Source organism: Nitrososphaera sp., from assembly GCF_036397675.1.
GTDB lineage: Archaea > Thermoproteota > Nitrososphaeria > Nitrososphaerales > Nitrososphaeraceae > Nitrososphaera.
Genome location: NZ_DASWIL010000010.1, coordinates 57,407 through 77,456, shown reverse-complemented (window position 1 = coordinate 77,456; position 20,050 = coordinate 57,407). Strand labels below are relative to the sequence as shown.

Genomic DNA, 20,050 nt, shown 5'->3' with positions numbered 1-20,050 from the left:
GTAGCCGCAGCATGGGCACCAGAGGCCGTCCCACTTGATGAATATCTCGCAGATCTGACAGCGCTTCTGGCCGCTAGCGTACCTTCCAGAGCCGACCGGCTTTTGGGCCTTGTGACGTATGCATATACCTTTGCAAGTCATCTATTGTTCACACCCTTCTGGTGAATTTTGTATAAGAAGATTAGTAATAATCCATGATGATTAATATCGACCGTTATAAAAGTAAAGAAAAGGCAGGAGGGCTTAGTTGACGTTGATGCTCTTGGCAGAGATGGCCTCGTTCATTGTGATGTACTCTTCGAGCTTCATCTTGATGTCGTCCGGCTCGGTATCATCCATGCCAGAAAATCCAGCTTTGAAGGATATCTTGCTTCCAGACACGTTCACGTTCGCCACTTCCATGTCGGCATAAATGTTCGCCAGTTCGCTTACCCATTCCTTGGCTTCGTTCGCATCTACGCCCGTCGTTTCTATGCTAACGTTGAGCATTTTAGTCATTCAAAACACCTACCAAAAAATCTGGCCCGGCATTAATAAAGTTGACGTGGCTAGACCGCGCGCATCGGTTAGAGAATTTAAACAGTCCGCATCTGGCGAATATAAAGGGGATTACTTTTGCTCAAAGCCCCAGTACTTGACGAGCTCCTTCTCAAACGAGTTGAACTGGTCGTCGTTGAGGGTCTCTCCGCAGTTCTTGTGGGTAGGCACCACCCTCATGCCAAAAAGCTTGAACTCGACTTCGTAGAAAGTGACCTTGGGGCAGTTGCACATCGCTACCTGTCATCCGGGCGTTCCACTTATTTGTTTATCGTCGTCCAAATCGGGTAAGTCAGGTTGAGGGTTTTAAGAAAGCCGTTTTAGTATATCATTAGAAGAACAGATTATGCTAGAATGTGATTCCATCGACTGCAGACTTGAAGGAAGCAAAATTGAAACGTTTATCAGGACGTTTTTTCAATCTTCTTTAATGGACACCAAGTTCTTCGCACCTTCGGCGACAGCTTTTGTGCTGGTATTCGGCATCCTAGCCGTCTCCTCTGGCGCTGTGAGCGCCTATGCACAGTCAAACACCTGGTACGTGGGTGAAGGAACGCTTCAAGACACATTCGTGACTTATAGGATCGAGGATATACTTACCAATGATAGTGTACCGTACGAGATCACGATCTATTTCCAAGAACAAGATGACAGAGGTGCCTGGATTGCACCCGCCTTTGTTGTCACTCAAGGCAAAGTCTTAGAGGGAACTCTCCGCCTCGCAGATAACAACCTCACACCTTTGGGAGGTGGCGAAATACCGTCCGAAATGGTGCCTTTTATCAGCGGATATCAGAATAGCTTGACCTTCCTAGAAGCCTATGCTTCAAAATCAGATCCCAAGCCTCTTAGTGGAAATCCGTGGGGCAACGTCGCAGGAACTGGCGCGGCAGTAATAGGACCCGTCGGTACCGAGACTGTTACAGTCCAAGGTGGGACTTTTGATACAACCATCATTAGTTATAGCAGGGGAAGCACGGTCAATAAAATTTGGGTGGCGGACAATTTCCCGTATCCTGTGAAGGCGCTGGTATATGCAGATGTAACCGAGCCACCGCCCCCTGTCAGGTACAAGTATGAACTCTTGGAACAAGGAGAGGGGCAGCCAGAGACACCACAGGGCAGTGGAGAAATTCCGGTACCGCCCATAAGAAAGAGTACTGTTACCGCGCAGCATCAGATAGAGATCGATTGGCGGCCAGTTGAAATCATGCCTAGAGAAGAAACAGTGTTTACCATATCGTTCTATGACAATAGAGCATTTCCAGAAGAAAACGTCGGCTATGATTTCACGGTAAAAGACTCTGACGGGAATATCATCATGGAACAGAAGAACAAGCTCGCCAGACTGGGAATAGCAGAACATAACATCATCTTTGGAGATGGAGGAGGCAAGACTATTGAGGTGGTGGTCAATTCTGTTAACGGAGTGACCAGTCCCGGCGACTTCAGGGAGATCGCGGAATTCGATATCGTGGTTGTCCCCGAGTTCCCCGTGAGCGCGCTGGTAATCGCAGGCGCCGTTATAGGCTTTGTTGCCCTCATGACGAGGTTTTACGGCACAAGCTTTGGGAGCCTGTTTGGCGGGAGAAACGCCCTCTAGCCACCCATTCCCTTTTTCCCGTTTTCTTATGCAACGAGATCCGCCGGCGCGTGGGTCCCCCACGGCCGTATGACAGCAAAATTTAAAAAGGCATGCCCTGATTGTATAGCAAATGACTCTACCAAAGGGATACGGAAGTGGCGGACGTAAGGGCGGCAGTAGCGGTGGAGGCGGCGAGAGCCGCGACGACATTGAGCGCATGATCGGCCGCAGAGTCGAAAACATGAAGAACGTATACATTCTCGGCTTTGCCCTGTGCTGGGCTGCGACTGCTGGCGGGATTTATGTTGGCGTCAGTGTATACCCGTGGGCGTACCCGTTGCCGAGTGGTCTTTATGCACTCTCTGTCCTGACTGTTATCGAGGCCCTAGGATTCTTCTGGATCTGGAAGATCGTAAACGAAAAGCCAGTAAGGGCTTAGAATCATTTTTTCTTCTCTTCTTTTCTTTTCACCACAAACTTTGCAGTCATGCTGCTGCAGCGATTCAGGCTCCATGACCGAGGAGGATTGCGGATTTCGCACCGCCATTTTGCGGGCAACAAATTTTATATACAAGCACTCTGTCTAGGTCTTTAATGGTCTGGCTAAGACGTACAACGCACTACTTGTTCATAGTAGTCGTTGCTGTCAACAGCACGCTGCTAACCATCAACGCAGGAGACTACATCTTCTACACGGACTGGATGTGGACATCCTTCGTGGTATTCTCGGTCTCGCAGTCGACGATGCTTGCTGTGGGTGCGATATACTACATGTTGTTCACAGGCGTTCCGGGCACGGCCACATACTACGCCACAATCATGACCATATACACATGGGTTGCAAAGGGCGCATGGTTTGCGCTTGGCTATCCATACGACTTCATCGTGGTGCCGGTGTGGATCCCGTCGGCAATGTTGTTGGACCTCACATACTGGGCGACAAGACGCAACAAGCACGCTGCTATAATCATTGGCGGCACGTTGGTTGGCCTATCCTTCCCGTTGTTCAACATGGTCAACCTGTTGCTCATCAGGGACCCGCTTGAGGTAGCCTTCAAGTATCCGAGACCGACGCTGCCAGCATACATGACGCCGATCGAGCCTCAGGTAGGTAAGTTTTACAACTCGCCTGTCGCTCTAGGATCTGGAGCTGCTGCAGTGCTAACGGTGCCCATCGCTGCGTTGGGTGCGAAGCTTAACACGTGGACATACAGATGGATGGCCGCGTGGAGCAAGTGGGATTAAAACCCCCTTTTCTTTCCTTTTTCTTATTTTATCAGACTCTAGTCCAAGCCATGTCGACAGGTTTATCTTCGACGATCGCGTAATCCTTACGCATGGCGGACCAGCTATTCATTTACGCGACAACAGCAGGCGTCATAATCTTTCTCGCCTGCCTGCTCTTTGGTACGAGGGCCAGAAGGCCTCACGGCCCCCAAGCGACGCAAGTCAGATCGGGCTAGCAGAGCCAGCATAGCCAGTCGGCAGGCTTGGCGCCAAGATGTAGCGGGAAGTTTCTACGGGATTATTATACCCTACCAAGTAACAGCCGGTGGGATTGCTACGCGCCTTAAAGACAGGGCAACTGCAGACTCCTCTGTCGTCATACATATTGAGACCACCAAAGCCAATGAACAAGTGATGAGCTTTAAAGTTACAGGTGGCGAGATAACGCTTGACGAGGATACTTACTCCGTAGTCAGCGGAAAGGCAAACCTTGCCGTCATTTCGGGTAGGCTTGGGATAACGGAGATGCTTGAAGACCCAAGCGGCAAGACTCGGCTCCTAAGGATAACTGCATGACTCAATGACCCGCTCCCCCATGGAGATGACCCGGCACCCATCTGCTTCAAGGTTGCCATGGCGTTGCGCTTCTGGAAGCTAGACATGAAAGACGAGATGGCATAGTCAGCGCCTGAATGTCGTTCTTATGAAATCACAGGTGGGGTCGGCCGGATTCGAACCAGCGACCTCCAGCGCCCAAGGCTGGCATCCTGCCAAGCTAGACAACGACCCCCTCAGATTGCGCGCGCTGGGCGCAATTTTAACCTAGTGTATGAACTGCAGCCGGCTCTTTTGCTTGTGCAGGCTGCCGACTAGGGGTATCTTGTGGCCACAAACTTTGCATTTGTTGTGCGCATCAAGGTTCCACGAGTCGACGTTAAAGCCGTACCGGCCAATGACAACATTTTTGCAGCCGGGGCAGTACGTGTCCTCCAGCGGGTGGCCGGGCACATTGCCCAGGTACGCATAGGTCAGGCCTTCCTTCTTTGCTATTTCATGGTGCTTTTCAAGCGTCTCGACCGGCGTCGACCCGAATTCCATCATCTTATAGTCAGGATGGAAGCGCAAAAAGTGAATTGGGGTATCAGGCCCAAGCTCGTCGTGCACGAATTTGCACAATTTTCTTGCCTGCTCCAGGTCGTCGCCCACCTGCGGCACGATAAGGTCGGTTATCTCGACATGGATCTTGGTCCTGCTCTTTATTTCGCGCAGCGTCGAAAATATCGGGTCCGCGCTTGGGATGCCAATGTAGCGCCTGACAAACTCGGTCTTGCCCGACCCCTTGAAGTCTACTGTGATGCAGTCCAAAAACTTGTTCATTTCGCTGACTGACTCAGGTGTGTCATAGCCGTTTGACACGAAAATGTTGAATATTCCACGCTTGTGCGCCTCAAGGCCGCAGTCGCGGGCAAACTCGATGAAGATGGAGGGCTCGTTGTATGTGTAGGCAATGCCCTGCGCGCCATATTTTGCGGCAGTCTGCGCAACTTGCTCCGGCGCCATCTCTGTCCCTTCCACTTTTCTGCGCTGTGAAATGTCATAGTTCTGGCAGTATTTGCAAAGCCAATTGCAGCCGGTCGTCGCGATGGAAAAAATCGAAGAACCCGGGTGGTAGTGCGTCACGGGCTTTTTTTCAATTGGGTCGACGTGGCCGGCAACGACCCGGCCGTAAACGAACAAGCGCAACCTGTTGTTAACTACGCCCCGAACGCCGCAGAGCCCTATCTTGCCCTCGGGTATCTCGCAGTACCGGGCGCACGCCGTGCAGCGCAACCTGCCGTTTGGCAATGCGACTGCAAGCTCTGCGTCCTTGCCGGGGATCTCTGCTTGCACTGGGGGATTATTGGCGGTTTGATCTTATAAACGGTCAGGCAAAGGCGCGCAATTCCACTTCGCCCGTTTTGCCCCTTATCCCTTCCGGCTCGGTGTACTCGTGCTTGCCCCAAGAAACGCGGATGTCTGCAGACAGTTTATGCGGGCCTGACGGCAGGTCCTTGCCTGATAGTTCAATCACTTTGTTCACGTCAAACAAGAGGGATTGCGCCTCCTCGACTGTCAGCGGATAGTTCGGCGTATCGTCCTTGACTATTGACACCCATATCCTGTACGGGATCTTGGGATTTCGAGTCCAGAAAAGCGCCGCCTTTCTGACGAACTTTAGCGGCGTTATCACCTTGCGGCCCGACTTTACATCCACTTCAATGGTCATGCGGAAGCCGTTGTCGTGCTTGTTGTAGGCCTTTTCCCAGTTTTTCTGGATAAAGGCGTCCCTTATCGCCCCCTCTATCTTGAAGCTGAGGTTGAGCGTCAGCGGCTGGTTCTTCCTGACCGTGTCCTGAGATTTTTCCAAAGTCGCGCCGCTGATGTAGGACGACAATTCCCTGATGGTATCATTTATATCCTCAATAAGTAGTTGTCTTTTCGCCGGCATGCTTGCAGAGATTACTGATTTCAAGGATACCGAACTCGAGCTCAAGATAACCGAGGAAGACATTTCAATCCTGCACATCGTGCAACATGAACTACTGAAGGAAAAGAGCGTCGACTTTGCAGGAGTGGTGCTCCAACACCCGCTCACCAAGGATTTCAAGATGCGTGTAGCCACAAAGAGAAAGAACCCTGTAGAAGTCTTACAGGACGCGTCCACGTCTGCCGTTGATTATTCAAAAGAACTACTAGGCACTATAAAAGCGGCACTGAAATAGCGAGGGTTTTGCCTTGAAGTTTTGCCCTGATTGCGGAGCGCGCCTGAGGCCCAAGCCCGGCGAGATTGTTGCATGCCCCAAGTGCGGCAAGAAGGTCAAGGGTGGAGACAGTGTAAGAAGGGAGGAGGTAGTGAAACAGGCTACAGGCAGCAACGCGTCGCTCAAGGTCATGGACGAGAACGAGAGTGAGGCCCTGCCGACGATAAGCATGGCGTGCCCGTCGTGTAATCACAGCGAGGCGGTGTGGTGGATGCTGCAAACGAGATCGGCCGACGAAGCCACGACGCAGTTTTTCAGGTGCACCAAGTGCAACCACACGTGGCGCAACTACTCCTAGAATGGGAGGGCTATCTGGTCGCTGAACAGGATTGCAGCTAAGCCTGCAAGCAGATAGACGAGAGATGGAATGACAGGCGTGACCTAGACGTCTTTTCTTGATTCATAGTCAGTGGTTTCCGCGTTCTTGAACCCAAAGTTAGATTTCCTTTCAGACAAGTAGAGGCCAACTAAAGCATGAACAGTGAATGCACTATGCGAAGCTCTTCTGCTTCTGGCAACTGTCAAAGATCACCAGAAACGGATTTTATGGTTAGTATGTAGGAAGGGCACACTTAATCGGGGCGGGTTTTATGTAGCAAGATTGTGCTTGCAAACACTATAGTTCACGCTAAGGTACCTAGAAATGTATGACAGCAAGGAACTGCTCCAACGAAACGTTCGCACAGGCGGTGGACAGAATATTCAAGGAGAACGAAAACATCGCCTACATGGCAGTTGTGGATGAGGAGATAAAGGTTATTGCGCACGATGGGTTCTTGGACCTCCACCCGTCCAAATTGGAAAAGCTTCACATACAGGCAGTTATGGTCGTCAAGATGTGCTCACTTTGGTCTGAGGATTTTGGCCGCTTGAATTTTGTCAGTGCGGCATTCGTTGACAAGTACGAGATACTTGCAGTACCACTCTCAAAGAGGCTGCAAGTAGTGGCAGTTCTTTCCCACACGACCGAGGAGAACCTTAGGTCACTCCGGGCCAGCATAATTACCCAGTTCAAGTCTCTCAGGTAGCCAGGTTTCCTGAACGGGACCTACATTCGGGAAAATAGAAGGCGCTACAAGGAACTCTAGCTTAACTACAGTAGCTATAATAGAATTAGCAACAAGCAATATAGCGCCACGCTCTAGTTGATTTGAAAACGATCTGACAACGCTGGGGAAATCTCGATGCCTGAGGCTGCCGGAAGCGTGCGCTGAACATTTCGAGAAACTACGCTCCTAATGTGGCCATAGCGGGCCATTATTGGGTCAGGTATGGCCCAATATCCCACCCATGGGAGGAGCGAAATCATTTCTGGAAAAAAAAGCCGGTATACGGTATCACCATCTTTATCTAAGCTACAACCCATTTTTCAGAAAGTAGGGCAAATCGCAAGTGAGGCTGTCTAGCGAGAGTGAGGGATTATTCCGACGGAGCGGAATGGCGGAGAACGGGGACCGTTGGTAGAAAAAAAACGCGACGACGTCCTGCAGGAGACGCCCGTATCCCTTGCGGAGAAGGAAATCGACGGAATATGCATGGCCTTCCGCGAGTCGCGGAACCGGCCCCTTCTGATAATGTACTACCCTGAGGACAGGGGCAGCGTGAGTGATGATGATGTGGAAGCGCTTTACAGTGAGTTCAGACGCCTGGGTTACAATAGGGACACAAAGAGGATCAAAGAGCTCGACGTGCTCATTCATGCGTCCGGAGGCACGCCCCATACAGGATACATGATGGCCCAGGTGCTTCGCAGGTTCGCCTCGTCTGTCAATTTTCTAGTGCCGTACCGCGCAGGAGGTGCCGGGACGCTGACCTGCCTGTGCGCAGACAGCATATCCATGGGCGCGTACGCCTACCTTTCCCCGGTAGAAGTATTGACCGAGCAGGACGGTGCCCTTGTCTCTGTCGACTATTTCACAGACTTTGCTATCCAGTGCTGGCTCAAAGCAGAGGCCGCGCTGAATAGGGAAAAAGTAGAGACAAAGTCAAGCGTCGAGACCGACCTCCTAACCGAGTTTGTCAAAAGCGTTGGGCCAGCTGGTGTCGCCAACTTCTACAGGCAGCGAACAGTCGCCGCAAAGTACGCATACAGACTACTTTTTGACTACATGTTTGCATCAGACCCACACAGAGAGGAAAAGGCAAGCCAGGTTTCGCAGAAATTAATGTTCAGCTACCCTGCGCGTGACTTTCACATGGACTACCACATCTGCATGGTTCTGGGGCTCAAGGCTGGCGAGATGTCGGAAGACAACTCTGACATGACCAGGAGGATAGTCAAGACAATGGACAAGTATACGCAGGCAGGCGTAATCTGCAAACTTACGCTTAAGGATCGCAGGGCCCCCTTCATGACGCTTTACGGGGAAACGTAGGTGCAAAAAGCGCGCATGATTTTTTCCTGATGTAAATATTACAAGTCGTTCTATGGATTTTATATAAAATCACCTATAGCTTTGTAATTCAGTGTGTGTCTATTTTTGTTACTACAGCTACTTGATATATCTGGCTAGCTACCCGTAGCTTCCAGATATGGAATCGATACAGAAGATGAGCAGAATAGATGCGGAGGCTCCAATAATGGATATTGAGAAGAATCTAGTCGCAGAACTGCAAAAGCTTGATCTCACGCTCAACGAGGCCAGGATTTTGGTCTATCTTATGACCCACGGCCACTCAAGCGCAAGCGACATCTCGCGGTACACCGGGATCCAACGTACGGAAACCTACAACTATATTTCCGGCCTGCTTTCCAAGGGCATCGTCTTTTCCACCTTTGACAGACCGCAAAAGTACTACTCCATGTCGCTTGAAGAGGTCGTCGACTGCCTGGTTCAGTCCAAGAGGAACGCCCTCGATGTGTTTGAAAACAAGAAAAAAGAATATACGGTGATGTTCGATGCCCTTGTTAGCAACAAGGTCATCAGGCAGGATGACAAGCAGCGCTACAATGTCGTAATGGGTGAAAATGCCATAAACGCCAAGATAAGCAGGATGCTTGCCGATGCCAAGGAAGACGCGCTCATTTTGCTTACCGACAGGAACATGGTCAACTTTTACCACTCAGGCGTAACGGATCAGCTTATAGAGCTCACAACAAGGGGCGTGCATGTCAAGCTCAGGACGCCCTGCAAGAACCCTGAAGAATACATGGCTGGAGACAAAAGCCAAATCCTCTGCAATACCACCGAGAAGGCGGTGCCGGCGAGTTTCGTGCTGGTGGACGGTAGAGAAATAATCGTGATACTCGAAGGGCAGCAGGTCAGAAAGTCCGAGATGTGTGGGTTTTACACCAACAACCTCTCCCTGGTCTCAGTGTTCAAGTTCCTCTTTGAGAACGTGATGTAGCCTCTCTAGACACGCTAACCAGTAGCCGGATTTTTGGAGAGCCTGACATCGCGAGCGCGGTTGAGTTGCCTTAGCGGGCGGTGCAATATAACCCATGGTCAGATGGGTTAACATGGTTAGGCCAACGCCATTCGTGGTTGCCAAGTCAGTCATCCCTAATTTTGGTCCGGCGGCTTTTGCTTGCTCTCGACCATGGAGGTTGGCTTTTGTATCCTGACAAACAGGGGTTGGCTTTTCCCCATTTCTTCCACATTTATCTCGAGGTTGCCTATCTCTAGCTTGTCACCCTTTCCTGGTATCCTATGCAGCTTATGCAAAACCCGCTCAAAGTCGAGTAGTCTTTGTCCTATGGCAGGTGAATATTCAGTGCTTCGTTGATGTTGTCGATTTCCACATCGCCCCTCGTCACGACAGTCTGCTTATCCACCTTTTTGATGTGTAGCGCTTCAGCGTCCATCTCGTATGCCATCTCGCCCACCAGCTCCTCGATGATGTCCTCAAGCGACCCGAGCCCCTTTTGCCCTCGTTAACTATGCGTCTCAGCTAACCCTTGCCTATCGAGATCCGGTCAGCCTCAAGGCCGCTGAAGATAGCCGAGCGTCACTAGGTGGCCAGAAACGGGAGGGCGATAAAGGGATCCAGCATCTAAAATGTTACCGAAATTATGTATTCACAATACTTAAAGATTCGCACCGGCAAAAGGATGCTGGCAACTAGTGGATCGACAGCAATAATTTCCAAATCTGCCGGGCGCAAGTCCAAAATTCAATCGTGGTTTGCAGCCTCGAAATTAGTAATGTTTAAAATCGGAACTGGCTTCCAAATAGCATATTTGGTGTTCTTAGCCCGGACCAAGTCCCCTGAAGAATGGAAAGCTGTTGCTTCTGCGATATCCACGCTTGTCGACGAGGCCACATTTGAGGCCACCGCGGAAGGAATATCCTTTCGCGGCATGGATCCATCGCACATCGCGCTCATCGACATCTACTGGCCCAACCACGCGTTTGAGCGCTACGAGTGCGACAGCGCGGTCAAGTTCGGCATCCGCGTCGACGAATTCTCCAAACTTGTCAAGCGCGCTGACAAAAAGGACGTGGTCGAAATTTCATTGAGCGACGACAGCATGCTGCACGTCAGGATGCAGAACGGCTACAAGCGCGAGTACAAGACGCGATTGATTGAAAGCTCTGCAAGTTCCACTCCACTACCAAAGCTGAATTTTAACTCCAAAGTCGTACTCTCCGCGGCGGCGTTTGACAGGGTGCTTTCCGACGTGCAGGTCGTCTCCGAGTTCGTGTCGCTTGACGCAAAATCTGGTAGGATAAGCTTTGCAGGCCGAGGCGACTCGGGCGAGGCAGACATCTCTCTGGAGGTGGGAAACGAGGGGCTTGAGGAGCTTGCAGTCAAGGAGAACAGCAAGGCCACCTACAGCCTCGACTACCTGAGCAAGATAACAAAGGCAGTTATTGCGATGGGCGGCTCGGTAACGGTAGAGTATTCAAGTAAGATGCCGCTCAGATTGGAATTCAGGATAGCAAACGTAGGGCGCATACATTTCTATTTGGCACCACGGGTCCAAGACTGATAGCACATGATGCTCGTGATGAAGTTTGGCGGGACGGCGGTGGACTCCCCGGACAAGGTGAAGCACGTCGCCACGCTTGTGAAATCGTACAAAGACAGAGGAGACGACATCGTGTGTGTTGTTTCTGCAGTAAGAGGTATGACTGACGGCCTTTTAGCAATAGCAGACAGTGTCAGGCGTGGCGACAGGGCGTCGATAGCGGATTTCGTGAAAAAGGCATTGAAGACCCACATTGTGATAGCGAGTGGCGCAATATCAAACAAGAAGCTGAAGCAAAAGGCCCTTGCGGAGGTCAAAAAGACGGTTGGTGAGCTGCAGGACGTGCTTGGAGGCATAGTGCTCTTGGGAGAGGTCACCCCAAAGTCGCTTGACTACCTGATGTCGTTTGGCGAGCGCCTGTCAGCGCCCATCTTGTCGTTTGCGCTCAGAGACATCGGGGTCGGCTCGGAATACCTGACGGGCAAGGACGCCGGAATTTTCACCGATTCCAATTTCGGCGAAGCGCGACCTCTGATGGATACCACAAAGCTGCGCGTGAGCCACACACTTGCGCCCATAACAAAGCGCGGCGCTGTGCCCGTGGTAACAGGTTTCATAGGCGCAGACCAGCACGGCAACACGACTACGATAGGGCGCGGAGGATCCGACTACACGGCGACCATAATCGCTGCAAGCATCAACGCCGGCGAGGTGTGCCTCTGGAGCGATGTGGATGGTCTGATGACTGCCGATCCCAAGATAGTCAAAGGCGCGAAGGTGCTCAAGGAAGTATCGTTTGCAGAAGCTATGGAGATGGCTCTGTTCGGGGCCAAGTACATGCACCCAAGGGCGCTTGAGCCGGTGATGGACACCAAGATCCCAATACGCATACGCAACACGTTCAATATCAAGCACCCGGGAACTGTCATAACGCAGGTGCCCAGCAAGGACTCGCAGCGCATAGTGAAATCGGTGAGTGTTATACGTCACACCGCGCTCATCGATGTGGGTGGGGGCGGCATGGTAGGCGCCCCGGGCACAGCAGCCAAGATCTTTGACGCGCTTGCAAAGAACAAGGTGAACATCATGATGATATCCCAGAGCCCGTCAGAGTCCAGCATCTCAATGGTCGTGCGGAAAAGCGACCTAGACAAAGCGACCACTACCTTGGAGCTGAGCCTGCTCGGGCGGGTAATAAAGAGGATAAACGTGAACGACGAAGTGGCAGTGATTGCGGTCGTCGGCTCGGGGATGCGCGGCATAAAAGGCGTCGCGGCCAAGGTATTTGGCGCAGTCGCAAAGCGTGACGTCAACGTTATAATGATAGCGCAGGGCTCGTCTGAGCTTAACCTGGCGTTTGTCGTGAGCGACAAGAACTGTGAAAGAGCGGTGAACGCCCTACACGACGAATTCGGGCTTGGGAAGAACAGTTAGCTGAAGAGCTACGTCGGCGCAGTCGACCAGACATGGCCGAATCTTACTTGGGATACAACAAAGCGAGGAATTGAGCAAGAATATGCACGAGGATTGAAACGGAAGTCCAAGGTGGAAAAGATGATCCGAACTCATGCAAAGCGGTCGATCATGACCCGAAGATCTGACAGAACCGACCCCGACCATATTTTTGTTCAAGGTTGTAATATGTAGTGGACTGGGTGGGATTTGAACCCACGACCACCTACGTGTCCTCTGCCTTACCGGCATGCAAGGCAGGTATTCTACCGGACTAAACTACCAGCCCACAGCAACTAGCCAAACCAATGATAATTTAAAGTTATTAGAAGAAGGGCTTGAGCGTATTAGTCGAGCCCTTGAAGCAAACCATCGGCCTTCATCTTTTCTGCGTGCGCCGAGATGTAGCGCCAGATGATATCCGCCCTCTCCGGCTGAAAGTCCCACGGGGCTATGAGGACAAGGTCGTTGTCGCGGATCCACATCCTGCGCTTTATCTTTCCGCGTATCCTGCAAGTGCGCACCTTGCCGTCGGTGCACTTTACAATGATGTTGTCGCCGCCGACGAGTTTTATCACTCTGCCCAAGAGCTCGCCTTCCTGCGGCTTTACCATCTCCTTCAGTGCTGATTCGGAAAGTACCTTTTTCTTGCCTATTTCTGGTCCCAAAGATCATGCGGAGCTATGGTGTTAAAAGTGTACCGGTGCTACAAATTAAATAACGCCCAAATAGTTGCATTGAATGGGCCGTTAGCTCAGCTTGGTGGAGCGTTCGACTGATAATCGAAAGGTCGAGGGTTCAAATCCCTTACGGCCCACTCTCATCCCTTTCTGACGATGGCCATGAAGAATAGGACTAGAATAGCTAAGGTAATGCCCATGAAAATAATATCATTGAATGGCGCGTCAAAACCTTCAACCGCGTCTCCTAGGTAATCAAAGAACATCTGCACCGCGAACAGACCAAACGCCACGGCAGCGTACACTATTCCTTTAAGCGCGGTCTTCCTGTAGGCCGAGATTGAAAGCCCTAGGAGAAGGACCGAAAACGCTGCGATGCCTATCTTGATTGCCTGCTCTATGGGTTCGTACGACTTGACTTCTGCCGTGGGTTCTTCCCCTATCTCATCAATCCCGCTCTCTACCTGCCGCATCAACCACGACAACAAGAGCCAGACGGGCATGAACAATGAGTCTGTCACGACTCTTTTTCCTCCCCGACAGAAAGCGAAAGAAACATCTCGGCCAGCCTGTTGCTCCATCTGTCCCAAAGCGACGGGTAATAGTTCTTCATCAACGACACGAGGTGCCGTGGGTCTTCACGCAGCTGGTACCTCTTGAATTTTCCTTCCCTGACCTCAGTGATCATACCAAATTCGGACAGCCGTCTGACGTGCCAGCTCGCGGACGCTGCCGATACGCCGATCCTGTTTGCAATGTCTGTCTGTGTGGGATTCTTCTGCTCAATTATGAACATCAGGATGTCCCTTGCAGTTTCGTGGCTCAGGACTTCAAGGAGGTTTTTTTCGTTGTCCTGGAAAATGCCGACAGGGAAATAGTATCTGAATAGCCCGTGCCTGTTCGACGTTATCTTGCCAGCTTTTTCCAAAAGGCCCAGGTGATATTGAGCCGTCCCCATGGACACCCTCAGCTCCTGCCTAATCCGGCGCAGGTGGCACCCAGGGCTCTCCTGAATGAATTGAAGCGCCCTCTTTGTATTTCCTTCAATGTCGTCATCCTTCAAAATCGACCGACCAATCGCTTGAGCTGGTGTTAAACCAGACGCTGGGAGGGGTAAAGACGGCCGCATCGCCGGTATCTCTTGGCACCACGTACCTAGTAGGCAGGGGTGATTGATATAATCTGTTGTGGTACAAGCGACTAATTGATTGGACCCTGCGCAGTCAGGCATAATAGCCCAGGTCAGTCGGTTGTATCATGTTGGTTATTATCATGCCGGCCCAGTACTAAAGCATGAACAACCAGAAAACGGCTTTCCTGGCAATAATGATCCTTACCGTTTTGTCAGGAGCTCTCACCGGACAGCTCGCGCTGGCAGACAGTGAAGTATTCACAGACGAATTTCTTGTCGAAGACTGATTTTTCATCCTCCGGCTCTAACAGGTTCTTCCTATTACGACCCGGCCATCAGCTTGTATTTAGCGGGCAAGGTGGGGATGGCGAAGAGCTCGGCCTTACGATAACCGTGCGAGATGGATTGTTATGCTCTCGGGCGAGAGCATGACTACCCTCACTCTATAGACGATTCATACGCGAAGTATAAATCCAGATAACGCTTACCCGCAATGTTGAGCTTTGAGCCGACTTCCATTCTGGCCTCGGTAGGGTTCGGCGGTGTAGCCGGCTTTCTCATAGGCTATGCCATAAAGAAGGTTATGAAGCTGATGCTCGTCCTAATCGGCCTGTTCTTTTCGGCGCTTGCGTACCTCTGGCATCAAGAGATAATAACAATACACTGGGACAGGTTTGTGGCAAGCTCTGAGGGTACACTTCAGGGGCTGCAGAACGCCACCGGCACGATACCTAGCGCGGCCGACCAGACCGTTTCCGCGCTCGCAAACATCGGCATCCCCCTCACCGGAAGCTTTGCAGCAGCGTTTGCGTTTGGCTTCATGAAGGGCTGACCGCGGCCATACTGACGCATGCGCCGGTCACTCGAATGTTTGGTCACGCAAGGGTTTCCAGCAAGCGCGCAGGAAGGCGAGCAGTTCCAAATAGACATAACAAGCAACTCCAACGTGAGCAACGTCGGGCTGCACCTGGAAGTAAAGAGGGTTTCATTAACGGTCGAAGGCTAGACAGGCACCACTGGCGCGGCGGAGTTAACCATACCAAAGGCAATGCTTAGCGGCGAGATGAAGGTCCTGATAGACGGTCAACTGGTGAATCCCGAGTCAAACGAAGTCAATAAAGCCAGAGACCAGCGCCGACGTCGTGGTTGAGATCAACTACCACCATGGCGAGCACGCCGTAGAAGTGACTGGAACAAACGTAGTCCCCTCCATTATTCTAGAAACACCCGATAGCGCTTAAATCCTGATGCGTACTAAAGATGGCGTTGCTTGAACAAATGCTGCTGCAGGGCGTCGCCGATGTTGCGCTCGTCGTGATTGCGCTTCTTGTAGGGCTTCTCATCCTGTGGATACTAGTGTCCATCCCTGTGTGGCTCGCGGCCAAGTTCTTGACGCTTGGGAAGGCCAGGTTCACCCGGGCCATGCTCGTGACGGCCGTCGGGCCGGCTATCTACGCCATCGTGTTCCTCATCTCAGGCTTTGTGCTCTCGGTCACTATTGGCGAGCAGTACTTTGTGGCGGCGGTGTCGTTCATTCTCGCATTCATCGCATGGATTGGCGTGTTCAAAATCGGTTTTGACACCGGGTGGCTCCGGGCCCTTGGCATAGCCATCCTTGCGACAGTCGTGTTCGTTGTGATAGGTGCGATAGTGACCGTGGCATTGCAGGCACTCGTCCCGAACGTGCCCCCGATAACACCGTTCCCGTCGTTCTAGCCCGCAATAGACACGTACTGGCTCTCGGCCCAGTCAATGACCGACGGCAGGTCCGTCACGACCAGGTCGGCTCCCTCCTCCGCGGCCTGCTGGAGCTCGGGCGTGGCGATGACTGCAAGGCGCAGCTCGCCCTTGAGCCTGCCCTTCATGGACCTCGTCGTTGACGCAAGCAGGCGCAGCGGTCCCTCGCCTGACGAGAGCACGCAGACGAGCAAGAGCCCGCGCCTGTTGCCCCAGACGCGCGAGAGGTAGCGCTGGAAATCGATATCGAAAAAGGGGTCCATGTCCTGCTCGATGCTGCCAACGTAGTTCGAGTCCCACCCGAGCACCCGAAACGCGACGGCGGCGCTTCTTGCAAGGTGGACCATGTCGTCGGTGCCGGCCACGCAAATGACATGGGCGTTCATCTTGGACTCTGCAGGATGGACGTTGAACTTGACAAGGTCGACTAGCTCGCCAAGCACCGCCGACAGGTGTATTCGCTCCGTCTTGCCGATCCTGCCCCTGCTGTACAGTTCGTTGACGGTGTTTGCGGCCGGCAGTATGACGTCAGTCAGTATTTTTACCTGGTCGACGTTTGAGTGGAGAACGTTCACCAGGAGCCGGCGCGCATGTTCTTCCTCGCCGGCAAGCGCAAAGTCGAGCAGCTTTTGCTGCACCTGGTTGTAGTTCACCGGAAACTCGATGTCTGCGACACCTGTTTCTAAAAACCACACATTGACTGTGCCAATCTTTTTCTTTTTTACAAGCCCTATTGCGTGCATCACGTCCAGGTACTTTGTTATCGTCATTCGGTTCAGGCCGGTCTTGGCTGCAAGTTCAATCCCGGAAAGCCCCGTCCCGGCGTTCTGCAGGGCGTCGACAATCTTGCGCTTGACCTCGTCAAGCGTATAGCGCCGGTACATCAATTCAGCTCCCCATCTGCACGATAAAACCCTTACCGGTGCTTTTTCTTGGGCATCTTTCTCGAGCCCGATATCAGGTCAGTGAGAGCGTTGAACGCCTTGCCAACCTGGTCCATCCTGACGAGCATTATTGTGTCCGTGTAACAACTGACGGTGTCCTCTATGTTGATGTGCCTGCGCGCAAGCTGGTTGTAAAACGCGATTGCACACCCCGGCGTCTTGATTATCTCCTCCGGGCTGTGCACGATTATTGCCGCCAGGTCATCCTCGACTTCCAGTATGTCGTGCTGACCAAACATCGCCTTGACGTCATCTAAAAGCGCGTCGTCGAAAATCAGCGTTATTGACATGATGCTCTCAGACATGCTGATGTAATTATCGACATTTTGCGTCAGCGATTTTGCGACCTTTTCAATGGTCTTCTTGCTCTTTGCCGCCGACAGCTTGGCAACGTCGGTCTTGACGGTCACGGTGCTGCCTGCCAAGATCGCGGCGATGGGCCTCTCCGGAACGTCATAGTCGCGCCTCGACCTCTTTAACGCAGTGATGATGCTCTCGACGCTGGTGTTCTTGCTAAGCATCTGGTCTATCTGCGGCTTGACTATCCTTGCAAGCGCGCTGATGTTGCAATAGTCGCGCTGGAGCGAGTCCTGGAAAGAGAGGTCGTTGTTTACCACTTCCTTGACCGCGTTTGTTATGGATTTATCGCTGACCGACATTGGCCAATATCACCTTGATTTAGGTCAATCTTGACCAAAAAATATAAATGTAGTGCTCGAAACGCAACGCATATTCAATGCCCAAGGTCGTCCTCGCGTATTCAGGCGGACTTGACACATCGGTGTGTGTACGCTACCTGCAAAAGCTCCACAAGATGGACGTTATCACGGCTACAGTTGATTGCGGCCAGGACGATGACTTTGCAGAAATCGAGCGCCGGTCAAAGACCATCGGCGCAGTCAAGCACGTCTACGTGGACGCAAGGGACGAGTTTGCCCGCGACTACGTCATACCAAGCATCAAGGCAAACGGTCTGTACCAGTGCAAGTATCCTCTGGCAACCGCGCTTGCAAGACCTCTCATTGCGGCAAAGACCGTCGAGGTGGCTGAAAAAGAGGGCGCGACTGCAATAGCGCACGGGTGCACCGGTAAAGGGAATGATCAGATTCGCTTTGACGTGACGATGCGTGCGCTCAACCCTGGCCTGAAGATAATAGCGCCAATCCGCGACATGAACCTCACACGCGATGCCGAGATAAAATATGCAAAGGAGCAGAACATACCAATAAGCACCGAGGCCAAGAAGTACAGCATCGACCTGAACCTCTGGGGCAGGGCCGTGGAAGGGGGCGACATCGAGGACCCCGACTTTGAGCCTCCGGAGGAGGCATTCCATTTCATAAACTTCAAGAACGACGAGGTCGGCTACCTTGAAATTGAATTTGGGGCAGGCGTGCCCATCGCGGCTGACGGCAAGCGCATGTCGATAATCGATCTAATTCAGTACGTAAACGACAAGGCAGGATCTCACGGCGTAGGCATTGTCGACCATATAGAGGACCGTGTGGTCGGGATAAAGTCCCGCGAGGTGTACGAGGCGCCGGCGGCCATTGTCATCATAGAGGCGCACAGGGATCTCGAGAAGATGGTTCTGACAAAGCATGAGTTGGCCTTCAAGAAACTTGTTGATGAGCAGTGGGCGTGGCTTGCGTACGCAGGCCTCTGGCAGGACCCGCTGCGTTTAGACTTGGATAGGTTTATAGACGCGACGCAAAACCGCGTTAGCGGAAAAGTGCGCCTGAAAATGCAAAGGGGTTCGCTTCGCGTGGTTGGACGCAAGTCGCGCTATTCCCTGTACAAGAACAGCCTGGCGACGTATGCGGCCGGGTCGACCTTTGACCAGAACCTGGCAAAGGGCTTTGTTGAGCTGTGGGGCCTGCAGTCGATAATCGCAAATTCGGTTGCAGACGCGGCCAGCAAGAAACAGCAACAAAAAGGAAGTAACAAAAAATGAAAAAAGAATGCCAAGAATGTGGAGCCGACATCAGTATCCCCGAAGACGCGGTAGTGGGAGAGATAGTCACCTGCCCTGACTGCGGCGGCGACTTTGAGATAGCAACCAAGGCCGCGGACAAGGTGGAGCTGAAGTCGGCAGAAACAGTGGGTGAAGACTGGGGACAGTAATGGTCGAGGTCTGCATAATCTTCGACAAGGTGCGCTTTGAGGAAAAGGCGCTCTACGACAAGGCCCTCGAAAAGGGTGTAAAGGCGCAGATGGTCGACGCCAAGGGCATCACAGTCAGCACGGAGAGCAAGAAAAGCGACTTTTCCTTGGGCGACGTGATAATGCAGCGGAGCGTCAGCCATTACCGGGGCCTCTATCTCACGGCCTGCCTCGAATTTCTTGATTTTCCAGTCATAAACAAGTTTTCAACGGCAGAGATATGCGGCAACAAGCTCGTCACGTCCCTTGCGCTTGCCAAGAACAACATACCGACTCCAAAGACGCAGCTCGCGTTTTCCGCGGAAACCGCGATGGAGGTGATACGCAAGACCGGGCTTCCGCTGGTGCTAAAGCCAATAGTAGGGTCTTGGGGCAGGGGCGTCTTTCCATTACGGGACGAAGAGACCGCAAGCATGATAGTTGAGATGAGAGAGGAAAACGACAGTCCACTTTCAAGGATCTATTACGTCCAGGAAATGGTGAACAGGCCGCCCCGCGACGTGCGCTGCATAGTGGTGGGCGAGCAGGTCGTTACTGCAATCTATCGCTATTCTGGAGAGGGCGAGTGGCGTACAAACGTGGCACGGGGAGGCAAGGCCGAGCTTGCGCCTGTTACAAAAGAGCTTGAAGATCTCGCGTTAAAGGCCGCAAGGGCCGTGGGCGGGGGCATAGTCGGCGTCGATCTGATGGAGGACAAGATCCGCGGGCTTATGGTGCACGAAGTGAACAACACCGTGGAATTCAGGGGCGCTGCGACCGTTTCTGTAAATGACATACCGGGCGCGATGATAGACTATGCAGCCGGCGTCGCAAAGCGTTGACCAATGTCGGTCATAATTGACCTCTATCGGGTCAAATATGTCCAAAAAATATAAATGGG

General features: G+C 52.3%; 30 protein-coding genes and 3 tRNA genes. 20 read left to right on the top strand and 13 right to left on the bottom strand.

Annotated elements, in window-relative coordinates:
• Positions 1–243: 243 nt before the first annotated feature.
• Together VGA14_RS02165 and VGA14_RS02160 are read right to left on the bottom strand one after the other, a co-directional pair.
• A complete protein-coding gene (locus VGA14_RS02165) occupies positions 244–498 on the bottom strand; it encodes a hypothetical protein (RefSeq protein ID WP_331002101.1) in 255 nt (84 codons plus the stop codon).
• Positions 499–609: 111 nt separating this feature from the next.
• Positions 610–771 carry a hypothetical protein gene (locus VGA14_RS02160; protein ID WP_331002100.1) on the bottom strand — a complete coding sequence of 54 codons (162 nt, stop codon included), beginning with the start codon at positions 769–771 and terminating at the stop codon, positions 610–612.
• A gap of 196 nt (positions 772–967) precedes the next feature.
• Between VGA14_RS02160 and VGA14_RS02155 the strand changes: the two genes are divergently transcribed.
• The 5 genes from VGA14_RS02155 to VGA14_RS02135 all read left to right on the top strand — a co-directional run bounded on the left by VGA14_RS02155 (position 968) and on the right by VGA14_RS02135 (position 3,925).
• A complete protein-coding gene (locus VGA14_RS02155) occupies positions 968–2,140 on the top strand; it encodes a hypothetical protein (RefSeq protein WP_331002099.1) in 1,173 nt (390 codons plus the stop codon).
• Positions 2,141–2,252: 112 nt separating this feature from the next.
• Positions 2,253–2,561, top strand: coding sequence for a hypothetical protein (locus tag VGA14_RS02150; RefSeq protein ID WP_331002098.1), 309 nt, complete (start codon positions 2,253–2,255; stop codon positions 2,559–2,561).
• A 155-nt stretch (positions 2,562–2,716) separates the two neighbouring features.
• Positions 2,717–3,367 carry an ammonia monooxygenase gene (locus VGA14_RS02145; RefSeq protein ID WP_331002097.1) on the top strand — a complete coding sequence of 217 codons (651 nt, stop codon included), beginning with the start codon at positions 2,717–2,719 and terminating at the stop codon, positions 3,365–3,367.
• A 92-nt stretch (positions 3,368–3,459) separates the two neighbouring features.
• Positions 3,460–3,585 carry a hypothetical protein gene (locus VGA14_RS02140; protein WP_331002096.1) on the top strand — a complete coding sequence of 42 codons (126 nt, stop codon included), beginning with the start codon at positions 3,460–3,462 and terminating at the stop codon, positions 3,583–3,585.
• Positions 3,586–3,763: 178 nt separating this feature from the next.
• Positions 3,764–3,925 (top strand): hypothetical protein, encoded by a 162-nt coding sequence (locus VGA14_RS02135; RefSeq protein ID WP_331002095.1) that lies wholly within the window; start codon positions 3,764–3,766, stop codon positions 3,923–3,925.
• 140 nt (positions 3,926–4,065) lie between these two features.
• Here the strand turns inward: VGA14_RS02135 and VGA14_RS02130 are convergent.
• From VGA14_RS02130 to VGA14_RS02120, 3 genes are all read right to left on the bottom strand, one after another.
• A tRNA-Pro gene (locus VGA14_RS02130) sits at positions 4,066–4,139 on the bottom strand.
• Positions 4,140–4,171: 32 nt separating this feature from the next.
• Complete coding sequence (amrS, locus tag VGA14_RS02125; protein ID WP_331002094.1) at positions 4,172–5,239, bottom strand: AmmeMemoRadiSam system radical SAM enzyme; 1,068 nt, start codon at positions 5,237–5,239, stop codon at positions 4,172–4,174.
• Between the two features lie 34 nt (positions 5,240–5,273).
• Complete coding sequence (locus tag VGA14_RS02120) at positions 5,274–5,783, bottom strand: hypothetical protein (RefSeq protein WP_331002093.1); 510 nt, start codon at positions 5,781–5,783, stop codon at positions 5,274–5,276.
• 52 nt (positions 5,784–5,835) lie between these two features.
• Here VGA14_RS02120 and VGA14_RS02115 point away from each other — a divergent pair, with 52 nt between their 5' ends.
• From VGA14_RS02115 to VGA14_RS02095, 5 genes are all read left to right on the top strand, one after another.
• Positions 5,836–6,111 carry an RpoL/Rpb11 RNA polymerase subunit family protein gene (locus VGA14_RS02115; RefSeq protein ID WP_331002092.1) on the top strand — a complete coding sequence of 92 codons (276 nt, stop codon included), beginning with the start codon at positions 5,836–5,838 and terminating at the stop codon, positions 6,109–6,111.
• 13 nt (positions 6,112–6,124) lie between these two features.
• Positions 6,125–6,448, top strand: coding sequence for a transcription factor S (locus VGA14_RS02110; RefSeq protein WP_331002091.1), 324 nt, complete (start codon positions 6,125–6,127; stop codon positions 6,446–6,448).
• Between the two features lie 349 nt (positions 6,449–6,797).
• The gene (locus VGA14_RS02105) at positions 6,798–7,178 is read left to right on the top strand and encodes a hypothetical protein (protein WP_331002090.1); all 381 of its coding nucleotides are present in this window, start codon (positions 6,798–6,800) and stop codon (positions 7,176–7,178) included.
• Positions 7,179–7,607: 429 nt separating this feature from the next.
• Positions 7,608–8,525 carry an SDH family Clp fold serine proteinase gene (locus VGA14_RS02100; protein WP_331002089.1) on the top strand — a complete coding sequence of 306 codons (918 nt, stop codon included), beginning with the start codon at positions 7,608–7,610 and terminating at the stop codon, positions 8,523–8,525.
• 157 nt (positions 8,526–8,682) lie between these two features.
• The gene (locus VGA14_RS02095) at positions 8,683–9,498 is read left to right on the top strand and encodes a TrmB family transcriptional regulator (RefSeq protein WP_331002088.1); all 816 of its coding nucleotides are present in this window, start codon (positions 8,683–8,685) and stop codon (positions 9,496–9,498) included.
• Between the two features lie 155 nt (positions 9,499–9,653).
• On the opposite strand, the gene VGA14_RS02090 is transcribed toward VGA14_RS02095, so the two are convergent.
• Entirely contained in the window at positions 9,654–9,815 is a 162-nt protein-coding gene (locus tag VGA14_RS02090; protein WP_331002087.1) for a hypothetical protein, read from the bottom strand.
• Positions 9,816–9,844: 29 nt separating this feature from the next.
• Positions 9,845–9,967, bottom strand: coding sequence for a hypothetical protein (locus VGA14_RS02085; RefSeq protein ID WP_331002086.1), 123 nt, complete (start codon positions 9,965–9,967; stop codon positions 9,845–9,847).
• A gap of 366 nt (positions 9,968–10,333) precedes the next feature.
• Here VGA14_RS02085 and pcn point away from each other — a divergent pair, with 366 nt between their 5' ends.
• Both pcn and VGA14_RS02075 read left to right on the top strand, forming a co-directional pair.
• Complete coding sequence (gene pcn / locus VGA14_RS02080; RefSeq protein ID WP_331002085.1) at positions 10,334–11,083, top strand: proliferating cell nuclear antigen (pcna); 750 nt, start codon at positions 10,334–10,336, stop codon at positions 11,081–11,083.
• A gap of 6 nt (positions 11,084–11,089) precedes the next feature.
• Complete coding sequence (locus VGA14_RS02075) at positions 11,090–12,496, top strand: aspartate kinase (protein WP_331002084.1); 1,407 nt, start codon at positions 11,090–11,092, stop codon at positions 12,494–12,496.
• A gap of 213 nt (positions 12,497–12,709) precedes the next feature.
• On the opposite strand, the gene VGA14_RS02070 is transcribed toward VGA14_RS02075, so the two are convergent.
• Positions 12,710–12,803 (bottom strand) — tRNA-Ala (locus VGA14_RS02070).
• A 58-nt stretch (positions 12,804–12,861) separates the two neighbouring features.
• Positions 12,862–13,182: a translation initiation factor aIF-1A gene (locus VGA14_RS02065; RefSeq protein WP_331002083.1), complete on the bottom strand. Its 321-nt coding sequence runs from the start codon at positions 13,180–13,182 to the stop codon at positions 12,862–12,864.
• A gap of 75 nt (positions 13,183–13,257) precedes the next feature.
• Between VGA14_RS02065 and VGA14_RS02060 the strand changes: the two genes are divergently transcribed.
• Positions 13,258–13,331, top strand: a tRNA-Ile gene (locus VGA14_RS02060).
• Between the two features lie 3 nt (positions 13,332–13,334).
• Here the strand turns inward: VGA14_RS02060 and VGA14_RS02055 are convergent.
• Both VGA14_RS02055 and VGA14_RS02050 read right to left on the bottom strand, forming a co-directional pair.
• Entirely contained in the window at positions 13,335–13,715 is a 381-nt protein-coding gene (locus VGA14_RS02055; protein WP_331002082.1) for a hypothetical protein, read from the bottom strand.
• A complete protein-coding gene (locus tag VGA14_RS02050; RefSeq protein WP_331002081.1) occupies positions 13,712–14,257 on the bottom strand; it encodes a winged helix-turn-helix transcriptional regulator in 546 nt (181 codons plus the stop codon). Before VGA14_RS02050 ends, VGA14_RS02055 begins: the two co-directional genes overlap by 4 nt.
• A gap of 230 nt (positions 14,258–14,487) precedes the next feature.
• Between VGA14_RS02050 and VGA14_RS02045 the strand changes: the two genes are divergently transcribed.
• The 4 genes from VGA14_RS02045 to VGA14_RS02030 all read left to right on the top strand — a co-directional run bounded on the left by VGA14_RS02045 (position 14,488) and on the right by VGA14_RS02030 (position 16,042).
• On the top strand, positions 14,488–14,613 hold the full coding sequence (locus tag VGA14_RS02045) for a hypothetical protein (protein WP_331002080.1): 126 nt from the start codon (positions 14,488–14,490) through the stop codon (positions 14,611–14,613).
• Between the two features lie 209 nt (positions 14,614–14,822).
• Positions 14,823–15,158, top strand: coding sequence for an FUN14 domain-containing protein (locus tag VGA14_RS02040; RefSeq protein ID WP_331002079.1), 336 nt, complete (start codon positions 14,823–14,825; stop codon positions 15,156–15,158).
• 39 nt (positions 15,159–15,197) lie between these two features.
• Positions 15,198–15,332, top strand: a complete 135-nt coding sequence (locus VGA14_RS02035; protein ID WP_331002078.1) for a hypothetical protein — start codon at positions 15,198–15,200, stop codon at positions 15,330–15,332.
• A 260-nt stretch (positions 15,333–15,592) separates the two neighbouring features.
• The gene (locus VGA14_RS02030; RefSeq protein WP_331002077.1) at positions 15,593–16,042 is read left to right on the top strand and encodes a hypothetical protein; all 450 of its coding nucleotides are present in this window, start codon (positions 15,593–15,595) and stop codon (positions 16,040–16,042) included.
• On the opposite strand, the gene VGA14_RS02025 is transcribed toward VGA14_RS02030, so the two are convergent.
• Together VGA14_RS02025 and VGA14_RS02020 are read right to left on the bottom strand one after the other, a co-directional pair.
• Positions 16,039–16,947, bottom strand: coding sequence for a B12-binding domain-containing protein (locus VGA14_RS02025; RefSeq protein WP_331002076.1), 909 nt, complete (start codon positions 16,945–16,947; stop codon positions 16,039–16,041). The two genes, VGA14_RS02030 and VGA14_RS02025, sit on opposite strands and share 4 nt — an antisense overlap.
• Positions 16,948–16,979: 32 nt before the next feature.
• Complete coding sequence (locus tag VGA14_RS02020; protein WP_331002075.1) at positions 16,980–17,666, bottom strand: ACT domain-containing protein; 687 nt, start codon at positions 17,664–17,666, stop codon at positions 16,980–16,982.
• A 77-nt stretch (positions 17,667–17,743) separates the two neighbouring features.
• On the opposite strand from VGA14_RS02020, the gene VGA14_RS02015 reads away from it, so the two are divergent.
• From VGA14_RS02015 to lysX, 3 genes are read left to right on the top strand one after another with little or no spacing between them, the layout of a single operon-like run.
• A complete protein-coding gene (locus VGA14_RS02015) occupies positions 17,744–18,961 on the top strand; it encodes an argininosuccinate synthase (RefSeq protein ID WP_331002074.1) in 1,218 nt (405 codons plus the stop codon).
• On the top strand, positions 18,958–19,131 hold the full coding sequence (locus tag VGA14_RS02010; protein ID WP_331002073.1) for an alpha-aminoadipate/glutamate carrier protein LysW: 174 nt from the start codon (positions 18,958–18,960) through the stop codon (positions 19,129–19,131). Before VGA14_RS02015 ends, VGA14_RS02010 begins: the two co-directional genes overlap by 4 nt.
• Complete coding sequence (gene lysX, locus VGA14_RS02005; RefSeq protein WP_331002072.1) at positions 19,131–19,991, top strand: lysine biosynthesis protein LysX; 861 nt, start codon at positions 19,131–19,133, stop codon at positions 19,989–19,991. Before VGA14_RS02010 ends, lysX begins: the two co-directional genes overlap by 1 nt.
• Positions 19,992–20,050: the final 59 nt, after the last annotated feature.

Excerpts from the sequence above, each read along its gene's own strand:
- VGA14_RS02025 (WP_331002076.1), bottom strand. The coding sequence starts at position 16,947 with ATGTACCGGCGCTATACGCTTGACGAGGTCAAGCGCAAGATTGTCGAC.
- VGA14_RS02155 (WP_331002099.1), top strand. The coding sequence starts at position 968 with ATGGACACCAAGTTCTTCGCACCTTCGGCGACAGCTTTTGTGCTGGTA.
- VGA14_RS02045 (WP_331002080.1), top strand. The coding sequence starts at position 14,488 with ATGAACAACCAGAAAACGGCTTTCCTGGCAATAATGATCCTTACCGTT.
- VGA14_RS02160 (WP_331002100.1), bottom strand. The coding sequence starts at position 771 with ATGTGCAACTGCCCCAAGGTCACTTTCTACGAAGTCGAGTTCAAGCTT.
- VGA14_RS02085 (WP_331002086.1), bottom strand. The coding sequence starts at position 9,967 with ATGGCATACGAGATGGACGCTGAAGCGCTACACATCAAAAAGGTGGAT.
- VGA14_RS02135 (WP_331002095.1), top strand. The coding sequence starts at position 3,764 with ATGAGCTTTAAAGTTACAGGTGGCGAGATAACGCTTGACGAGGATACT.
- VGA14_RS02150 (WP_331002098.1), top strand. The coding sequence starts at position 2,253 with ATGACTCTACCAAAGGGATACGGAAGTGGCGGACGTAAGGGCGGCAGT.
- VGA14_RS02115 (WP_331002092.1), top strand. The coding sequence starts at position 5,836 with ATGCTTGCAGAGATTACTGATTTCAAGGATACCGAACTCGAGCTCAAG.
- VGA14_RS02075 (WP_331002084.1), top strand. The coding sequence starts at position 11,090 with ATGATGCTCGTGATGAAGTTTGGCGGGACGGCGGTGGACTCCCCGGAC.
- VGA14_RS02105 (WP_331002090.1), top strand. The coding sequence starts at position 6,798 with ATGACAGCAAGGAACTGCTCCAACGAAACGTTCGCACAGGCGGTGGAC.
- lysX (WP_331002072.1), top strand. The coding sequence starts at position 19,131 with ATGGTCGAGGTCTGCATAATCTTCGACAAGGTGCGCTTTGAGGAAAAG.
- VGA14_RS02010 (WP_331002073.1), top strand. The coding sequence starts at position 18,958 with ATGAAAAAAGAATGCCAAGAATGTGGAGCCGACATCAGTATCCCCGAA.
- VGA14_RS02140 (WP_331002096.1), top strand. The coding sequence starts at position 3,460 with ATGGCGGACCAGCTATTCATTTACGCGACAACAGCAGGCGTCATAATC.
- VGA14_RS02015 (WP_331002074.1), top strand. The coding sequence starts at position 17,744 with ATGCCCAAGGTCGTCCTCGCGTATTCAGGCGGACTTGACACATCGGTG.
- VGA14_RS02145 (WP_331002097.1), top strand. The coding sequence starts at position 2,717 with ATGGTCTGGCTAAGACGTACAACGCACTACTTGTTCATAGTAGTCGTT.
- VGA14_RS02095 (WP_331002088.1), top strand. The coding sequence starts at position 8,683 with ATGGAATCGATACAGAAGATGAGCAGAATAGATGCGGAGGCTCCAATA.
- VGA14_RS02165 (WP_331002101.1), bottom strand. The coding sequence starts at position 498 with ATGACTAAAATGCTCAACGTTAGCATAGAAACGACGGGCGTAGATGCG.
- VGA14_RS02020 (WP_331002075.1), bottom strand. The coding sequence starts at position 17,666 with ATGTCGGTCAGCGATAAATCCATAACAAACGCGGTCAAGGAAGTGGTA.